Source organism: bacterium (assembly GCA_029210965.1).
In the GTDB taxonomy this organism is placed as follows: domain Bacteria; phylum BMS3Abin14; class BMS3Abin14; order BMS3Abin14; family BMS3Abin14; genus JALHUC01.
The window spans coordinates 1-13,777 of the sequence record JARGFZ010000035.1; the positions used below are offsets into that span (position 1 = coordinate 1).

Here is a 13,777-nt window from a genome sequence, read left to right on the forward strand (position 1 = left end):
GCCAGGGTGCTTCGTGATACTTGGCCCCTGATACCCATGTGGTACAGTTTGCTTTGCTGAGCACGCAAACAGACTTCGATATCCCGCAGGCTTTCTCTGTAGGTGAGTTGGGCGAAGACCATACACAGGAATTGATCCAGACAAGAAAAGCTTCTGATATGGTGATTGCCACGATAACGTTGAACACATCGCCGGAAGGTGTGCATGGGAAGATGATCGATAACCTGAGAAAATATGAGCTGCCCACTGTACATAAGCTATTGCCTCCTGAGAGTTTTCAGGAGCATAGCCATATGAGAATTTTGAATTCAAGTCGATGACAGGCATAAATTGGCACTTTCTCTTTTGATTACAATAAGTTGCACGGCTAGACAAACCATTTAACCGGACAGCAGTGAGAAAGCAGTTCAAATGTGTCGCCGTATGTTTCCGGATCATCCATGCTGACCAGCTGGTCACTGCTGCCGGCATAACGGCGCTCGGTTGCCGTCATGAACGCACGTTTTTTTATCCTGATGTTCTCGTCGGACAATAACCACGCGAAGGTGCTGTCCTTCCTGCCAACGGTCTTGTGGGCCTCATCCATGATCCCCAGGTCGAACACCGTTCCAGACAGTCTGGACGCTTCAGCAATAGCCTTGCCGCTCTGGTAGGTCGTAAAGACAACTGTGCGGCCCGTCTTCTTCCTCTTCAGCCAACCGGCTATCTCTTCGGGATCAGTGTGAACATGAACACCAAGGTCCTGTACAAAAACGGAAGCATCATCACCGCCCACATCCTTGACCGTTTCGTCACTACAGATGCAGATCCAGTTGACTTCAGTACCGTTGGCAACGGACTCCCGAGTCCACACTTCCAGGGTCTGTTTGATCAGGGCCAGGCTTGGAACCGCGACGAGAACGCTTCTGGCACCCAGTTTTTCAGCTATCCAGTAGCCGGTGAGGCTCTTGCCGGTCCCACAGGGCATGATCATCTTGCCACGGGCGTTCTTCTCGATCTTGAAGTGTTGGAGCGCGTTCTCTACAGCGCTTTCCTGATGCTTCCTTGGTTTGAGCGGGTTAAGGGGAGATTTTTGCCCGGCAAGGTGTTTGCGTAGGGTGGAGAAAAATTCGGTGTCCAATCGCCGCCATTCATCTCCGGTACAAAACGTGAGCCTGTCCCCGTACATCTTTAGCTTATGACTGAATCTGTCAGCTGAAGTACATACCAGGGCCAGGTCGATCCCTTTACAGATAGAGAAAGCCAGGTCCGTAAAGGTGCTGAGTTCCTTGCGGGTAAGGGAGTGAGATTCGTCTTCTCGATACTTACATTGAATAGCCCAGTAATCTCCCTCTTTGGTCTGGGCCAGTAGGTCGATACCCTCATCTGATCCAGGGAGGTTGAAGTTGCTTTTTGAAATCAGCCCATCTTTGTACATTCGTATATCAACTACCTGCGAGAGAAAACCTTCCACTTCGGCTTCACCTAATAAGCGCTTTAATCCCGGGATGGGGTAAATGTTGATACCAAACTGATATCCGATGATTTTTTCGATTGGTATTGGCAGGGATCTATCTGGATGATATGAGGCAAGAAAGTCATTGGCCCTCGTCCTGATGTCTTCGTAGTTTAAAATATCGAGGGCCACACAACTCATTTGATTAGCTCTTTTTGATTAGCTCGATCAATTTATGAAACTGCTCATCGGTTATCTTATTGCCCCTGATTGACCTGAAGAATAACGGCAGCCGTTCCAGGGTTCTTTGATCGGATAAGATATCATCAGGTATTCGCCCAGATTCGGCGGCAGCAAGATCAAAGAATGTGTACCAATCATCAGTACCCTCTTTAAGATTCAATAGCGCGGCATACTCTTCCAGTTTCCCTCCTTTTTGAGGAGGAGATAAAACACCTCTCTCCAACTTGCTAAGGTTCCCGGGATCTAGTCCATTTTCCATGGCGAATGTCCGAAGTGTTTTTCCGAGGTCCATCCTTTTAGCCTTGAAAAATTCTCCAAATCTGCGTTCTGATACTTCTCTTTTTCCTGCCATCGCTCCATCTCCCCCTTTCATCCCGCCACATCTTCCCACCTTTTGTTGTAGTTTTATTACAACACTTCGACGTTGTCAATAAATTACAACACAAGTATTGCATCTTTTGTTGATTCAGCGCAGGAAGTGTTGTTTAACCCGATGAGGAAAGGGAAAACGACGCTTTTCCCTTTTTGTGGAGCGAAAAGTCCCGGATTGGACTTTTTGCGACCCTGTCTTTATTAGAATGCCACTGGATTCCGGGTCCTCGCGGTTATTTCATCCTCCCCTCGACCCCCTCCCCTCAGCCGTCTTCACATAAAGCTTCGCCGTGCCTGGAGGGAGAGGAAGAATTCGGAATGGGCCTAATTACACGGCTCGGCCCGGAATGACACGGTCCTTTCTCCCACGCGTCCCCGCGTCACCGCGTCACCGCGTCACCGTGCTTGCCACGCCGTAGCTTTCCTGTCCACCATAGCTTCAGAGACGGTGGAAGCGAAGGCGGGGCACCGCGTCAGGCGATTATGATCAAACCCACGCTCCCCTGCTCCCATGCTGCTAGCCAGGTTCACCCTTCACGGTTCACCCGGCTTCACTTTGGTCTTTGGCCTTTGGGCTTTGGGCTCTCTCCACCCCGCGACCTCCCTCGCCCTCTCCCATCCCATCTGCAGGCCCTTGTCCACCGTCTCGCGGGAAAAATCCAGGACCAGCTCCAATTGCTCCGTTGGCTCGATGATGAGGCACTTGTACTCCTTGTACGGTTTACCCTTGGGGTTGTGGAGGGTCACACCGTGCCTGGCGGCCTCACGGACGTTGTTGTTGATATGGGTAAACTCGTGAATGTCGGAGCAGATGATGCCGGAGGATGAGATGTCCAGTGCACGAAGGGCGATGTCCAGTATGTTCCTGGGAGGATGAGCGAGGGCGGCCGGATGCTTGGGCCAGCAGTTAATGACCACGACTTCGTCAGGATCGGCATCAAGGACGTCCCCGATAGGGGAAAACCGCCTGAGGCTGCCATCCACCATCATCTGACACTCGCTGGAAACGTACTGGGGGGGCCAGACAATGGGCACCACCGTCGAAGCGAGGACGGCTCTTTTGATGTTGGGATCATCCCCTCCGTAAACAGTGTAACGTCCCGAGTTGAGTGATACGGTGCCGATCCGAAGCTCCTTGACGATCTTATCCAGCTCGACTTCCCTTTCCACGATGGCGGCCAGAGGGTCGTTGCTGTAGATGGATTTGGCGCCACGGTACAGTTTCCACAGGGTGCGGAGATTAAACTTCCCGCTGTACACCATTTTATTGGAGATGGTCTTCCAAATCTCCTCCAGTCTCGCGTACTTCTCCATGGCCAGCATGGTGCCGTTGAGGGCCCCAACCGACACGCCGGCAATGATATCCCAGGTGTACCCTTTCTCCTCCCGCAGGTACTTCTCGGCACCCACCTGGAAGGCCCCCTTGCCACCGCCACCGGAAAGGACTAGTGCTGTTTTACCCATGAGAATAACCTCCGGAAAGATCGAATCTCAGATCTCAAAGAAAACACCAGATCAAGATCAAAAGGCTTCCTCGCGCCCCTTCGTCCCTGAGAGAAAGGGACTCACTTGAGACGCAGAGAACGCGGTTAAAACCTTAGCAGACCTGGATTAATACAATAACAATATTTGCCTTCCCCTGCGAACCTTAAAGAGACAGCTATTGACTCTTTTACAGGAACCGAGATTGCCACGTCGCTCTCGCTAACCTCGATGCTCCTCGCAATGAAGCCGACCTTTGGGTCATTTTTTCATGTTCCAGGTCTTTCCCCGATACGCCGTTACAGATTCTTCCTTACCTCTCCACCCCGCTGCGCCAGCTCTGTACCACTTCCAGGGCTTGATCTTTGAGCGTTCCCGAAAACCTGTCCCCGTCGGCAATTCCCTTCTCAAGGGCATCCAGGATATCGCAGAAAAGATTCCATCTTCCTTTATCACTGAGGTATCTGGCCATGTCCACCTCTTCAGGATCCGCCAGAGCCTCCCCCAGACGCTCCGATCCGCCCCGGACAAGTTTCTCACCATCGTTTTTGGCAGTCGGGGACCCATCACTAAACAAGGCCGCAGCCTGCACCGCAAGGCGCAGGCATGACAATGCCACCGGCTGATCCCCGTCTGCCCTTTCCATTTCTTCCTCTATCCGCCCGATAGCGTCCAGGTAAAAACGGGCCGGATCGTGCCAGTCCGGATCCGCTGACATGCTGGCAAGATAACCCCTGGCGGGATGGGACAAGCGGCTGCCGCTAAGGGCTATGAGAAAGGCCGCGTTGAGGTTTCGCGCCGCCACATGAGGTCCCCTCTCCTGGGGGCGGAACTGTTCCCGAAACCCGGGCAGGAAATCAGGCTGGCTGATAAGATAGTGAATGATGGAATTAAAACTCTTGATAAGGCCGCTCAGACTGTTTCCTCCCGCTCTTGACTCAAAGGGGTACCTCCTATTACTCTCTGACCCTTGCCGCTCAAACATCGGCGGCCAGATCACTCAAGCTCAGACCCTGTTCTTGACGGGAAGGTACCGGTCCGATAAACCTCGTCTTGAATCTGCTCCAGAGCACCTTTCGGAGTCTTCAAATAAATATACCTGAAATAATAACACTAGCGTGAACCAGGGGTAAATAAAAGGTAACAAACACATATCTTCCCAAAGAATTTTCAAAGGCCATGACTCTACTGCACAGCTATGATGCGCTAGTACCCGGAATCCTGGTAAAGAGGTATAAACGGTTCCTGGCCGACGTGGGTCTTGAGGACGGACGAATTATCACAGCTTTCACCCCCAATACAGGAGCCATGAAGACCTGCTCCGATCCCGGGTCGCCGGTCATGCTTCTCCACGACCCGAAACCTGGCCGGAAGACAGAGTACAACCTTGAAATGGTCTGTTCTGATAACACCTGGGTGGGTGTAAACACCGGCCTCGCCAACACACTCGGTGCCCGGATCGTAGACGCGGGTCTCACCGGTTATCCACAGCTGGAGGGGTTCAAGGTTTTAAAGCGAGAGGCCACCTGGGAAGACTCACGGTTCGACCTGAAGATCTCTCGCGAGGATAAAGAAGGTTTTGTGGAGATCAAGAACGTCACCTTCAGGTCGGATGACACCGCCCTTTTCCCGGATGCCGTTACTACCCGGGGCCAGAAACACCTTGAAACCCTCATTCGGGCCAAAACCCAGGGATACACCGCCTGCAACCTTTACATCGTCCAGCGCTCCGACTGCCGTGACTTTGCTCCGGCCCGGAGTGTCGATCCCGGCTATGCCGACACCTTTCACCGGGCTGTTCGGGCGGGCGTCATCATGATAGCTTGCCTTCTCGAGGTCCAGCCCGATGGGATCTATTTCAAGCGCACTCTTCCGTTTGGGGAAATAGAAGTATAATATTGTGGATTCCGGATTCTGGATTGGAAAAAAGTGAAGTATGAAAAGTGAAGGGATAAGTGCCTGACTGTTCACCTTTCACCGTTCACTGTTCATTGTATGCCCTGCAAAATTCTCAATGCTGAATACTGAATGCGGAATCATTTATTACACTGAAAGGATTAGAAAAAGGACATGAATACAACCGATTCCCATATGTACCTCCGTGACATGCGGTGGGAGGGCAAGCAGGTTATCCTCCACACCGACGGTCTCCTGTGCACCAGCGTCAGGGAGGTGGTGACCAGTAGAGCTTTTGAAAGGGTACTTCATCTTTTTCTGAACCACCTGGAAGACCATGGCGACCCTCTTCTTTCAGGCCTGTTCAGCGGACATAAAACAAAAGAGGAGCGCCGGCTCCTCCTGGTCCTGTTGAGAGCCCTGTCCGACGCACCCATCGAATACGCAGTCAAAGCCATACCCGGTACCGAGGCATACCTCCAAAACCCACGGCCTCTTTACCTGTTTGTGGAATCTCTCTACGATTTCTGGAGGTCTTTCGACCGGTACCTGGTCTGTTTCTCCGAGGAAGGGCCATTGAGTCACGACAAAAGGCCCTATCGAACATTCAACGCCACTATGGAACGTCTAACCGACACAACCAGGGCCCTTTACCGGGATATCTGCGAACACATCTCGGGGGACCACTGCAGGATCTTCCGTCAGCTGCACGCCGGCTGCAACGTGGGAACGATCGCGGTGCGCCGGGAGTGGCCCTCCCCGGACCAGAGCACAGAACTTCTCCACAACATCCCTTTTATAAGCCAGGTGCTGATCAACCCCCCTTTCATCATCGATCCCCCCGAGAACAAGAGAACGGGCCAGTTCATTCGCGTTAAAAAAAACCCCCTGGAGGGGATTGAACTTAAAAGCGATGAGTGGCTCTGCTACCCCGCTCAGGTAGGCCCCACCATCATCTTCGTATATTTTCACCAGAGTTTTATGGGGCTGGGATGCTCCCTGGCCAACCTTTTCGAACTGGCCACGGATGAGCAGGTGACACAGGGGCCTGACGCCATTTATCTTTACGGCGTCGATCCCGGCCACATGGAACAGTACGGAGACCTTCCCACAGTCTTTTTCGACGACGAGGAAAAGGATTTTCTGGTCGCCGCCATCCCGAGGGGGGACGCTTTCGGCTATTTCGGTTATCTGAAAAAGATGATGTTGACCATCCACAATATCAAGATGATGAAAAAAGGCCGAATGCCCTTCCACGGAGCCCTTGCACAGATCACCCTGAGGAACTCTGCCACGGCCACCATTCTGCTCATCGGGGAGACCGCAACAGGAAAGTCGGAAACTTTAGAAGCCCTGCGCACTGACGGCAAGAACCAGATAAGCAGGATGACCATCCTGGCTGACGACATGGGTTCCCTGGAGGTTGCAGAGGACAGAAGCATTATGGGATACGGGACAGAGACGGGGGCCTTCATCAGGCTGGATGATCTGGAACACGGGTACGCTTTTAACCAGGTGGACAGAGCTATCATCATGAGCCCCCAAAAAGTCAATGCCAGGGTTGTTCTGCCGGTGGCTTTCATTGATGAGATCCTCAAGGGACTGGAGATCGACATGATCCTCTACGCCAACAATTACGAGGAGGTGGACAATGATCACCCGGTCATCAGCGGTTTTTCGGATGCCCGGGAAGCCCTGACCGTATTCCGTGAGGGCGCAGCCATGTCCAAGGGGACCACGACCTCCACCGGACTTACACACAGCTATTTCGCCAACATCTTCGGTCCCCAGCAATATCGAAAACTCCACGAAAAACTGGCTGAAAAGGTATTTGAGGCGGCTTTTGCCAAGGGAACCTTCGTCGGACAAATGCGAACAAGACTGGGGGTGCCTGGTTCCGAGAGGACCGGCCCCCTGGAAGCAGCGAGGGTTCTGCTTGAACTGATCTCGAACCACAAGTAGCATCTATTAAAGACGATATTTTTAACGCGGAGTACGCTGAGAAACGCTGAGGAAAACCTCACATATGGGTAAAGGCCAGTTGCTATGACCGCAACGCTTTTCACCACAGAGGAAAATGAGGACACTGAGAAATTCCGGGAAACGGGAAGAGCGTGAGCCCTGTAAAAACTTCGGTGAAGGGAATAGCTTTAGTGCTTTTGGGTTCCTCAGTATTCTCAGTGTCCTCTAGTGAGTCACATTCCTATAGTGAGTGACGAACGGGTGGTGAAAAAGAATTCAGGCGTTTATATTGCTTGATATAACCTTGGCGCGCTGCAGGGAGGACAGGTATGAGATACGATAGAACCTTAACACTCATGTTAGCCTTCACAGTCATAATCAGCGTCACATTGAGCTTTCTTGCCCCTGGTAACGCCGCGGCCCGGCCCGAGTTCGCACAGTTCACAGGCAACCCCTGCAGCGCCTGCCACCTCTCGCCCCAGGGCGGGGGCCCCCTCAAGCCGGAGGGGGAGAAGTTCAAAAAAAGCCTCAAGGATCTCGACATTCCCATTGATCCTAACCTGAGGATCTCTACCGGGCAGAGACTTCTGTACATCATCCTGTATCTATTACACATCCCCTTCGCTATAGCCTGGGTAGGACTGTTCCTTTACACTTTCGGCCCCGCTCTGCGAAAACGCAGGCTGGTTATACCTCCAAGACCGTACATTCGTCAGATCATCTACGGGACAATAATCGTGCTGGTAACCGGCCCCTTGATGGTGGTTTTCCGGATGAAAATGGTACCCGGCCTTTTCACAACACGGTTCGGGCTGCTGCTATTGGTCAAGATCGCTGCTGTCCTCGTACTCCTCACCGCCACAGTAGTCCTCCTGTGGCACACAACGGTGTCTCTGAGCAGAAAGTACAAGCGATTGGCACGATCCCTGGACAAGGGAGCCGAAATTGATCTGACTCCCGATGACCTGCTCCTTTTCAGCGGCCAGGAGAAGCGCAAGGCCCTGGTTGCCATCGACGGGAAGATCTTCGATGTCTCCGGCAGGAACCTCTGGCGCAAGGGGATCCATCCCGGGGGGCATCACGCGGGCCACGACCTCACCGGCGATTTTGGCAAAGCGCCCCACGGAAAAGAGGTCTTCGATAGGGTTACACCTGTGGGAACGGTTACCGAACCTGCCACCACGTCCCGAAAGGGGCCCTTTTCCTGGGCAATTATCCCTGGCATCGCAGCCTCGGGAATCATCCTGATGGTGGTGGCGTTGTGGAGATGGTGAGAAGAGCAGGAGTCAGAATCCAGGAGCCAGGAGATATTTTTTCCTTTAAGACGAAAATCACTGACTAGGAGCAGGGTAGGCAAAGAAATGTAACCGCGAAAGAAAATTGCCAACAACAATTTTGCCAAAGGTTGTCTCCTGGCTCCCGAGGGTACCAGTTTCCCCTCACCCCAACTCCAGATCCTCGCATTCGAAGTATTCCTTGAAACGGATGATATATCGTGTTCCTCCGTTTACCTTAACCTCCATAGATCCGTGGAGGTTATCCGTAAGCGAATGGATGAGGCTTAACCCCAGCGTCTGCCGACCGCCTATCTCTCTGGTATTATCCATCCCCACCCCGTCATCGGCGATCTCCATCGCGAACCCGCCTCTGCCTGTTTTTCTCATGGAGATGGAAACAGTCCCGCTGCGGCCATTGGGGAATGCATGGATCAGGGCATTGGATACCAATTCGTTGATGATCAAACTTAACGGTATAGCCGTGTCTGCATTCAGATACAGCTCTTCCAGATCGTAGTTGACGTGCACTTTTTTGGCCCTGTCCGGATATAGCTCAAGTGCATGGTTAACCAGTTTCCTGGTGTTTTCACCAAAGTTGACCTTGGTGTAGTCCTCTGTGGAGTAAAGAAGTTCGTGGATGATGGCCATGGACATGGCCAGGCTCTGTCCCTTCTGGAATATTTCCTTGTCCCGCAGGTTCTCGATGGCTCCAAGATGTGCCTCCAGAAGACCGACGATGGCCTGAAGGTTATTCTTGACCCGGTGGTGGATTTCCTTGAGGAGAAGGTTCTTTTCATTCAAAGAGGCGTGCAGGGCCTCTTCCTTTTCCCTCAATTCCATGACGTTTCGCGCGTTATCGAGGGCTGTCGCCGCGATTGCGATCAAACCCGGCAGGGGATTATCAATGATCTTCTTCTCGGAAGGGCTCTTGTCCGGATTGAAAAGGAGCAGACAGGCCTGGATCCTCCTCTGCCTGTCGTAGATGGGAACAGCCAATCGCTCGTTTATTTCACAACCTGATGTCTTTACGAAGCAGGTCTCGCCGCAACGTTTATCCTCACAGAAAAGGAACTCCATAAAGCTCGACATGCTTTTAAGGTCCCGCAGGATATGACACCTGGACTCCCCGAAGTGACGCTCTCCTTTCCAATACCATTCCTTAAACAGAAGCTCCCCGTCATCAACGATACCGGCTGCGGCGCCATCCGATTCCCACAACTCATGGGCAGCTATCACGACCGACCTGAGGATCGACGCGACGTCGAGGTTGGAGTTTATCATGCAGCTCGCCTGGTTGAGTATTTCCAGTTGGGTGCTGTGGAGTTTCAGACTGGCTGTTTTTTTTGCCACCTCTTCCTCGAGGATCTGATGGTGATCCTTGAGGCTGTCATTGTAGGCCTTGACCTTCAGAAGAGACCGTACGCGCGCGATCAGTTCAGGTTTGCTGACAGGTTTCGTGAGAAAATCGTCCGCCCCCTCTTCCAGGGCCCTGACTTTTGACGCCTGGTCGTGGAGAGAGGTTACCATCACTACCGGGATGTCCACGGTCTCAGGTGCCGCCTTCAGTTCACGGAGGATCCCGTAGCCGTCTATCCCTGGCATCATGATATCGAGGAGGATAAGATCAGGGTTCATCTCGCACGCAAACTTCAGGGCTTCCTCACCCGACTGGGAACCGATGGGATGATGACCCGCCGCGGTGAGGATGGCGTCCAGAAGTTTCAGGTTCCGCGCATCGTCATCCACAACAAGGATACGCCCTGCTCCCGGAGCGGAAATTTCCACAGGTAACGTCAATTCTGCTTTCATGTCGCCATACCCTTTAACAAGGTCTGCAGCCCCCTGGCCGTTAAACCTTGCCCCTTAAAGACGGTCCGGTTTCCAACCCCTCCTTACTACCCATGATCCCACCGTTAATCCTGTCACTTTCAAGTTTTTTCTCCACCAGCACTGCCATCTGCTCCACGCTCTCAACCTCTCCAGGAAAGGTGGCCGTACCGAAGCTCACCACCGGCACGACCCCCTGTGACAGATCGTCCCTGGACGGGAAAACAGAGGCTGCCAGCGCCTCTCTGATCCTGGTAACAACGTTGACGACTCCCGTTTCCTCGCAATAGGGCAAAAGCATGGCAAATCCGGCATCTTCATAGCGGGCAATGAGATCAATATCCCTCAGAACACACTTTAGAACTGAAGCGACCTCCCTGAGTACCGTGTCTTTCGTACCGTTTTCTTTCTGTTTCCCGGATCGCTCAGGATCATGAATAACGACCTTCACCAGGGAGGTGGAATATTCATGGCGCTGGGATCTTTTCAGTTCCAATTCCATGAAGCGCATGAAAAAATCCCGATTGTAAACCCCCGTCAGGTTGTCCATGATCGCCGTATCAGTTTCTCTCAGTCTGCTGTAATTCAGTTGGTCCATGTACCTCCTTTTTTTCAAAAGTACCTTCAAACGAGCCTTGAGCTCCCTGGGATTGACAGGTTTGACGATGTAATCGTCGGCCCCGAGTTCCACACCCCTCACCCTGCTCTCGAGGTCGGTCAGGCATGTAGTCACTACCGTCTGAACGGTGCTGCGACCCTTCATCCCCTTGGCCCTCTCAAGGACCTTGAACCCGTCCATGTCCGGCAGCAGGATGTCCAGGAGGACAAGGTCAATATCCTGCCCTTTGATCATTTTAAGGGCATCCTCTGCTCTGCCAGCTTCCACGACCCTGCACTCCAGGAGCTGCAGCAGATCCCGGGTCAGCTTGAGGTTCGTCACGTTATCCTCAACCACCAGTACCGTTTTGTCTGACGTATTTCCCTTGAGGGCGCTCATTTCATGACCACCTGATGCCCCACTGAGGCTACTGAAGCGCTCCGTGCTGCATCCAGCGGCAATGTAAAGTAGAAGCAGGATCCATAGTCTTCACCCTTACTTTCGGCCCAGATCCGGCCACCGTGCATCTGAATGGACCTTCTGGACAGCGCAAGACCCAGACCTGTCCCCGGGGTCTTGTTGGCCAACCCTCCCTGGGTCTGGTAGAACTCATCAAAGATCTTCTCTATCTCATGCCTGGCAATGCCGCTCCCCGAATCGATTACAGAGATGACCAGATCATCCCCCGACTTTTTCGCCGCGACCTCGATCCTCCCGCCGTCCGGAGTAAACTTGGCGGCGTTGGAAAGCAGGTTAAACAGGACCTGTTTTACTTTTCTGGAATCTGCCGTGACTTGAAGATCGTCCACACTCTCATCAATGGATAGTTTTAGGGTCAATCCGTTCCTGTGGGCCCGCTCCTTGATCATTACCAGAGAGTTTCCAATGATCTCAGGAATGTTCACCGATTCAGGCACCAGTTTGTCGCGGCCCGATTCGATCTTGCTGATGTCCAGAATATCGGTGATCAGCGCCAGAAGGTGCTGTCCACTTGCCATAATATCGGTGAGGTACTCCTCCTGTTTGCCATTTATCTCTCCAAAGTGGGAATCGAGGAGCACCTCCGAAAAACCTATGACCGCGTTAAGGGGTGTACGCAGTTCGTGGCTCATGCTGGCAAGGAAGTTTGACTTGGCAATGTTGGCCGCTTCCGCTGTGTCTTTTGCTTCTCTCAGCTCCACGAAGGCGCTTTTCAGATCCATGTTGGCCTGTGTCAACTGCGCCGTCCTCGAACTTACAGTCGCCGCGAGGTCTTTCTGGTGGTTTTTTAACAGTTCATCCCTCGTACGAACATCATCCATCATGGAGTTAAAACCGTCGATGAGTCGTCCCAGTTCGTCCTCGTTGGTCTTCTTGACATGGACGCTGTAGTCCTCCTCTTCGGACACTCTTCTCATGGCTTTGAGCAGCCTGTTGACCGGCACCGAGATAAATCTCTGCAATCTTGTCGACAGGACCGCAACCACTGTGAAGGACAGGACGGCCACCAGAAGGAGCACCGCCATAAATCCCCAAAGCTTTGCGTAAAGTGTATCTGTGGTAGCCGTGATAAAAACTGTTCCGATCACCTTTTCCTCAAACAGGATGGGGCTGGACACATCCACATGGGTCCATTCGAAAGCCGCCCATTTTGAGGCGCTCATGATCGCCTCAGAATGAGTTTCCCAGTCATTAGCGAAACGGTGGCTTACCTCTCCGGATACACTATTCTGGCCAAACACATTATCCTGGATGCTGAGGTATCGGGAGAAGGGCCTTCCTCTTTCATCGATGATGGTGGCGGCCAGGACCGAGGGTTCCGCCTGCAGGGCCAGAAGGTTTTGTGTGGCTGCTTCCCTATCACTGAAAAGGATTGCGGATGCACTGTTGATCCCGACGATGTCGGCCACCGTCGTAAGCCTCTCAATGATGCTGTGGCGGAAGGTTATGTACTGAAACACCATGAACTGGACAGCCCCTATTGACAACACCACCGTTGTTACAAGCAGGATGACAGCGATCAGTTTGGTCCGGATGGGCGCGTTCCGAAGGTTCCAGTTCATTGGATCTCCCCATGTATGGACAGGGCCAGTTTCAAAAGGTTGGAACTGATTATTAATCCAGCTTTGCTGGCAGAGGATCGGTTCACCGTAAAACGGAGCTTGTTGTTTACGGTAAGCAAGCCAATGATTCCTTCCGATTCTGTGAACGAGGGTACATCACTGATGGTCAGGATGGCCCTGTCTGCAACTTTTCTGAGCACCCGCTGGATTCCCATTCTCTCCGAGACGCCAACAAAAAGGATCCGGCAGTCATCGGGAATATCCTCCCAGGCTTCTATCCTGTGAACCGACAGAAACCGATTGTGGATAATCTTGTCCTCAAAGGAGTCAAAGGCACTGCCGAAACGATCCTCTCCCAGAATATAAAGCCCAAACGGCTCTTCAGGATCAGCAAGGGCTCCCTCCGGCCACTGCACGAACTTGGCGATGTTATGCACAAAGGCCGCCTTGATCTGATATTCCGCAGGCATCTCAGCTACAGAGAGCCCGGGTGCTGCCACAGCTAAAACAGCAATAGCCAAAGCAAGACACACCGCCAACGCGGCATTTTTTCTTCCCGTGCAGGGACTGTAGGAACGCTTCGAGGTCATGGCTGCATTTCTAAGTAGTACTCCTGGTTAAATTATCCGGCGTTTCATTCACT

12 protein-coding genes are annotated in these 13,777 nt (G+C 52.6%); 3 read left to right on the forward strand and 9 right to left on the reverse strand.

What is annotated here, in order from left to right; all coding sequences use genetic code 11:
- The 5 genes from P1S59_11345 to P1S59_11365 form a co-directional block, all read right to left on the reverse strand.
- Positions 1-254, reverse strand: a 254-nt coding sequence (locus P1S59_11345; GenBank protein MDF1526847.1) for a DUF4372 domain-containing protein, incomplete at its 3' end; no start/stop codon positions are given.
- 113 nt (positions 255-367) lie between these two features.
- A complete protein-coding gene (locus P1S59_11350; protein ID MDF1526848.1) occupies positions 368-1,636 on the reverse strand; it encodes a DEAD/DEAH box helicase family protein in 1,269 nt (422 codons plus the stop codon).
- Positions 1,637-1,640: 4 nt separating this feature from the next.
- A complete protein-coding gene (locus tag P1S59_11355; protein ID MDF1526849.1) occupies positions 1,641-2,030 on the reverse strand; it encodes a helix-turn-helix transcriptional regulator in 390 nt (129 codons plus the stop codon).
- A 554-nt stretch (positions 2,031-2,584) separates the two neighbouring features.
- Complete coding sequence (locus P1S59_11360; protein MDF1526850.1) at positions 2,585-3,514, reverse strand: patatin-like phospholipase family protein; 930 nt, start codon at positions 3,512-3,514, stop codon at positions 2,585-2,587.
- A gap of 331 nt (positions 3,515-3,845) precedes the next feature.
- Entirely contained in the window at positions 3,846-4,517 is a 672-nt protein-coding gene (locus P1S59_11365) for a hypothetical protein (GenBank protein MDF1526851.1), read from the reverse strand.
- Between the two features lie 194 nt (positions 4,518-4,711).
- On the opposite strand from P1S59_11365, the gene sfsA reads away from it, so the two are divergent.
- From sfsA to P1S59_11380, 3 genes are all read left to right on the forward strand, one after another.
- Positions 4,712-5,428: a DNA/RNA nuclease SfsA gene (gene sfsA, locus P1S59_11370; GenBank protein ID MDF1526852.1), complete on the forward strand. Its 717-nt coding sequence runs from the start codon at positions 4,712-4,714 to the stop codon at positions 5,426-5,428.
- A gap of 174 nt (positions 5,429-5,602) precedes the next feature.
- Positions 5,603-7,390, forward strand: coding sequence for a phosphoenolpyruvate carboxykinase (locus tag P1S59_11375; protein ID MDF1526853.1), 1,788 nt, complete (start codon positions 5,603-5,605; stop codon positions 7,388-7,390).
- 329 nt (positions 7,391-7,719) lie between these two features.
- Positions 7,720-8,664 carry a cytochrome b5 domain-containing protein gene (locus P1S59_11380; protein MDF1526854.1) on the forward strand — a complete coding sequence of 315 codons (945 nt, stop codon included), beginning with the start codon at positions 7,720-7,722 and terminating at the stop codon, positions 8,662-8,664.
- 165 nt (positions 8,665-8,829) lie between these two features.
- On the opposite strand, the gene P1S59_11385 is transcribed toward P1S59_11380, so the two are convergent.
- Genes P1S59_11385 through P1S59_11400 form a run of 4 tightly spaced genes read right to left on the reverse strand, consistent with a single transcriptional unit; the run spans position 8,830 to position 13,724 of the window.
- Positions 8,830-10,476, reverse strand: coding sequence for a response regulator (locus P1S59_11385; GenBank protein ID MDF1526855.1), 1,647 nt, complete (start codon positions 10,474-10,476; stop codon positions 8,830-8,832).
- A 40-nt stretch (positions 10,477-10,516) separates the two neighbouring features.
- Positions 10,517-11,491, reverse strand: coding sequence for a response regulator (locus P1S59_11390; protein MDF1526856.1), 975 nt, complete (start codon positions 11,489-11,491; stop codon positions 10,517-10,519).
- Positions 11,488-13,134 (reverse strand): ATP-binding protein, encoded by a 1,647-nt coding sequence (locus P1S59_11395; protein ID MDF1526857.1) that lies wholly within the window; start codon positions 13,132-13,134, stop codon positions 11,488-11,490. Before P1S59_11395 ends, P1S59_11390 begins: the two co-directional genes overlap by 4 nt.
- The gene (locus P1S59_11400) at positions 13,131-13,724 is read right to left on the reverse strand and encodes a YfiR family protein (protein MDF1526858.1); all 594 of its coding nucleotides are present in this window, start codon (positions 13,722-13,724) and stop codon (positions 13,131-13,133) included. The genes P1S59_11395 and P1S59_11400 overlap by 4 nt, the downstream gene beginning before the upstream one ends.
- Positions 13,725-13,777 lie beyond the last annotated feature (53 nt).

Excerpts from the sequence above, each read along its gene's own strand:
- P1S59_11395 (MDF1526857.1), bottom strand. The coding sequence starts at position 13,134 with ATGAACTGGAACCTTCGGAACGCGCCCATCCGGACCAAACTGATCGCT.
- P1S59_11360 (MDF1526850.1), bottom strand. The coding sequence starts at position 3,514 with ATGGGTAAAACAGCACTAGTCCTTTCCGGTGGCGGTGGCAAGGGGGCC.
- P1S59_11350 (MDF1526848.1), bottom strand. The coding sequence starts at position 1,636 with ATGAGTTGTGTGGCCCTCGATATTTTAAACTACGAAGACATCAGGACG.
- sfsA (MDF1526852.1), top strand. The coding sequence starts at position 4,712 with ATGACTCTACTGCACAGCTATGATGCGCTAGTACCCGGAATCCTGGTA.
- P1S59_11380 (MDF1526854.1), top strand. The coding sequence starts at position 7,720 with ATGAGATACGATAGAACCTTAACACTCATGTTAGCCTTCACAGTCATA.
- P1S59_11385 (MDF1526855.1), bottom strand. The coding sequence starts at position 10,476 with ATGAAAGCAGAATTGACGTTACCTGTGGAAATTTCCGCTCCGGGAGCA.
- P1S59_11390 (MDF1526856.1), bottom strand. The coding sequence starts at position 11,491 with ATGAGCGCCCTCAAGGGAAATACGTCAGACAAAACGGTACTGGTGGTT.
- P1S59_11365 (MDF1526851.1), bottom strand. The coding sequence starts at position 4,517 with ATGTTTGAGCGGCAAGGGTCAGAGAGTAATAGGAGGTACCCCTTTGAG.
- P1S59_11375 (MDF1526853.1), top strand. The coding sequence starts at position 5,603 with ATGAATACAACCGATTCCCATATGTACCTCCGTGACATGCGGTGGGAG.
- P1S59_11400 (MDF1526858.1), bottom strand. The coding sequence starts at position 13,724 with ATGACCTCGAAGCGTTCCTACAGTCCCTGCACGGGAAGAAAAAATGCC.
- P1S59_11355 (MDF1526849.1), bottom strand. The coding sequence starts at position 2,030 with ATGGCAGGAAAAAGAGAAGTATCAGAACGCAGATTTGGAGAATTTTTC.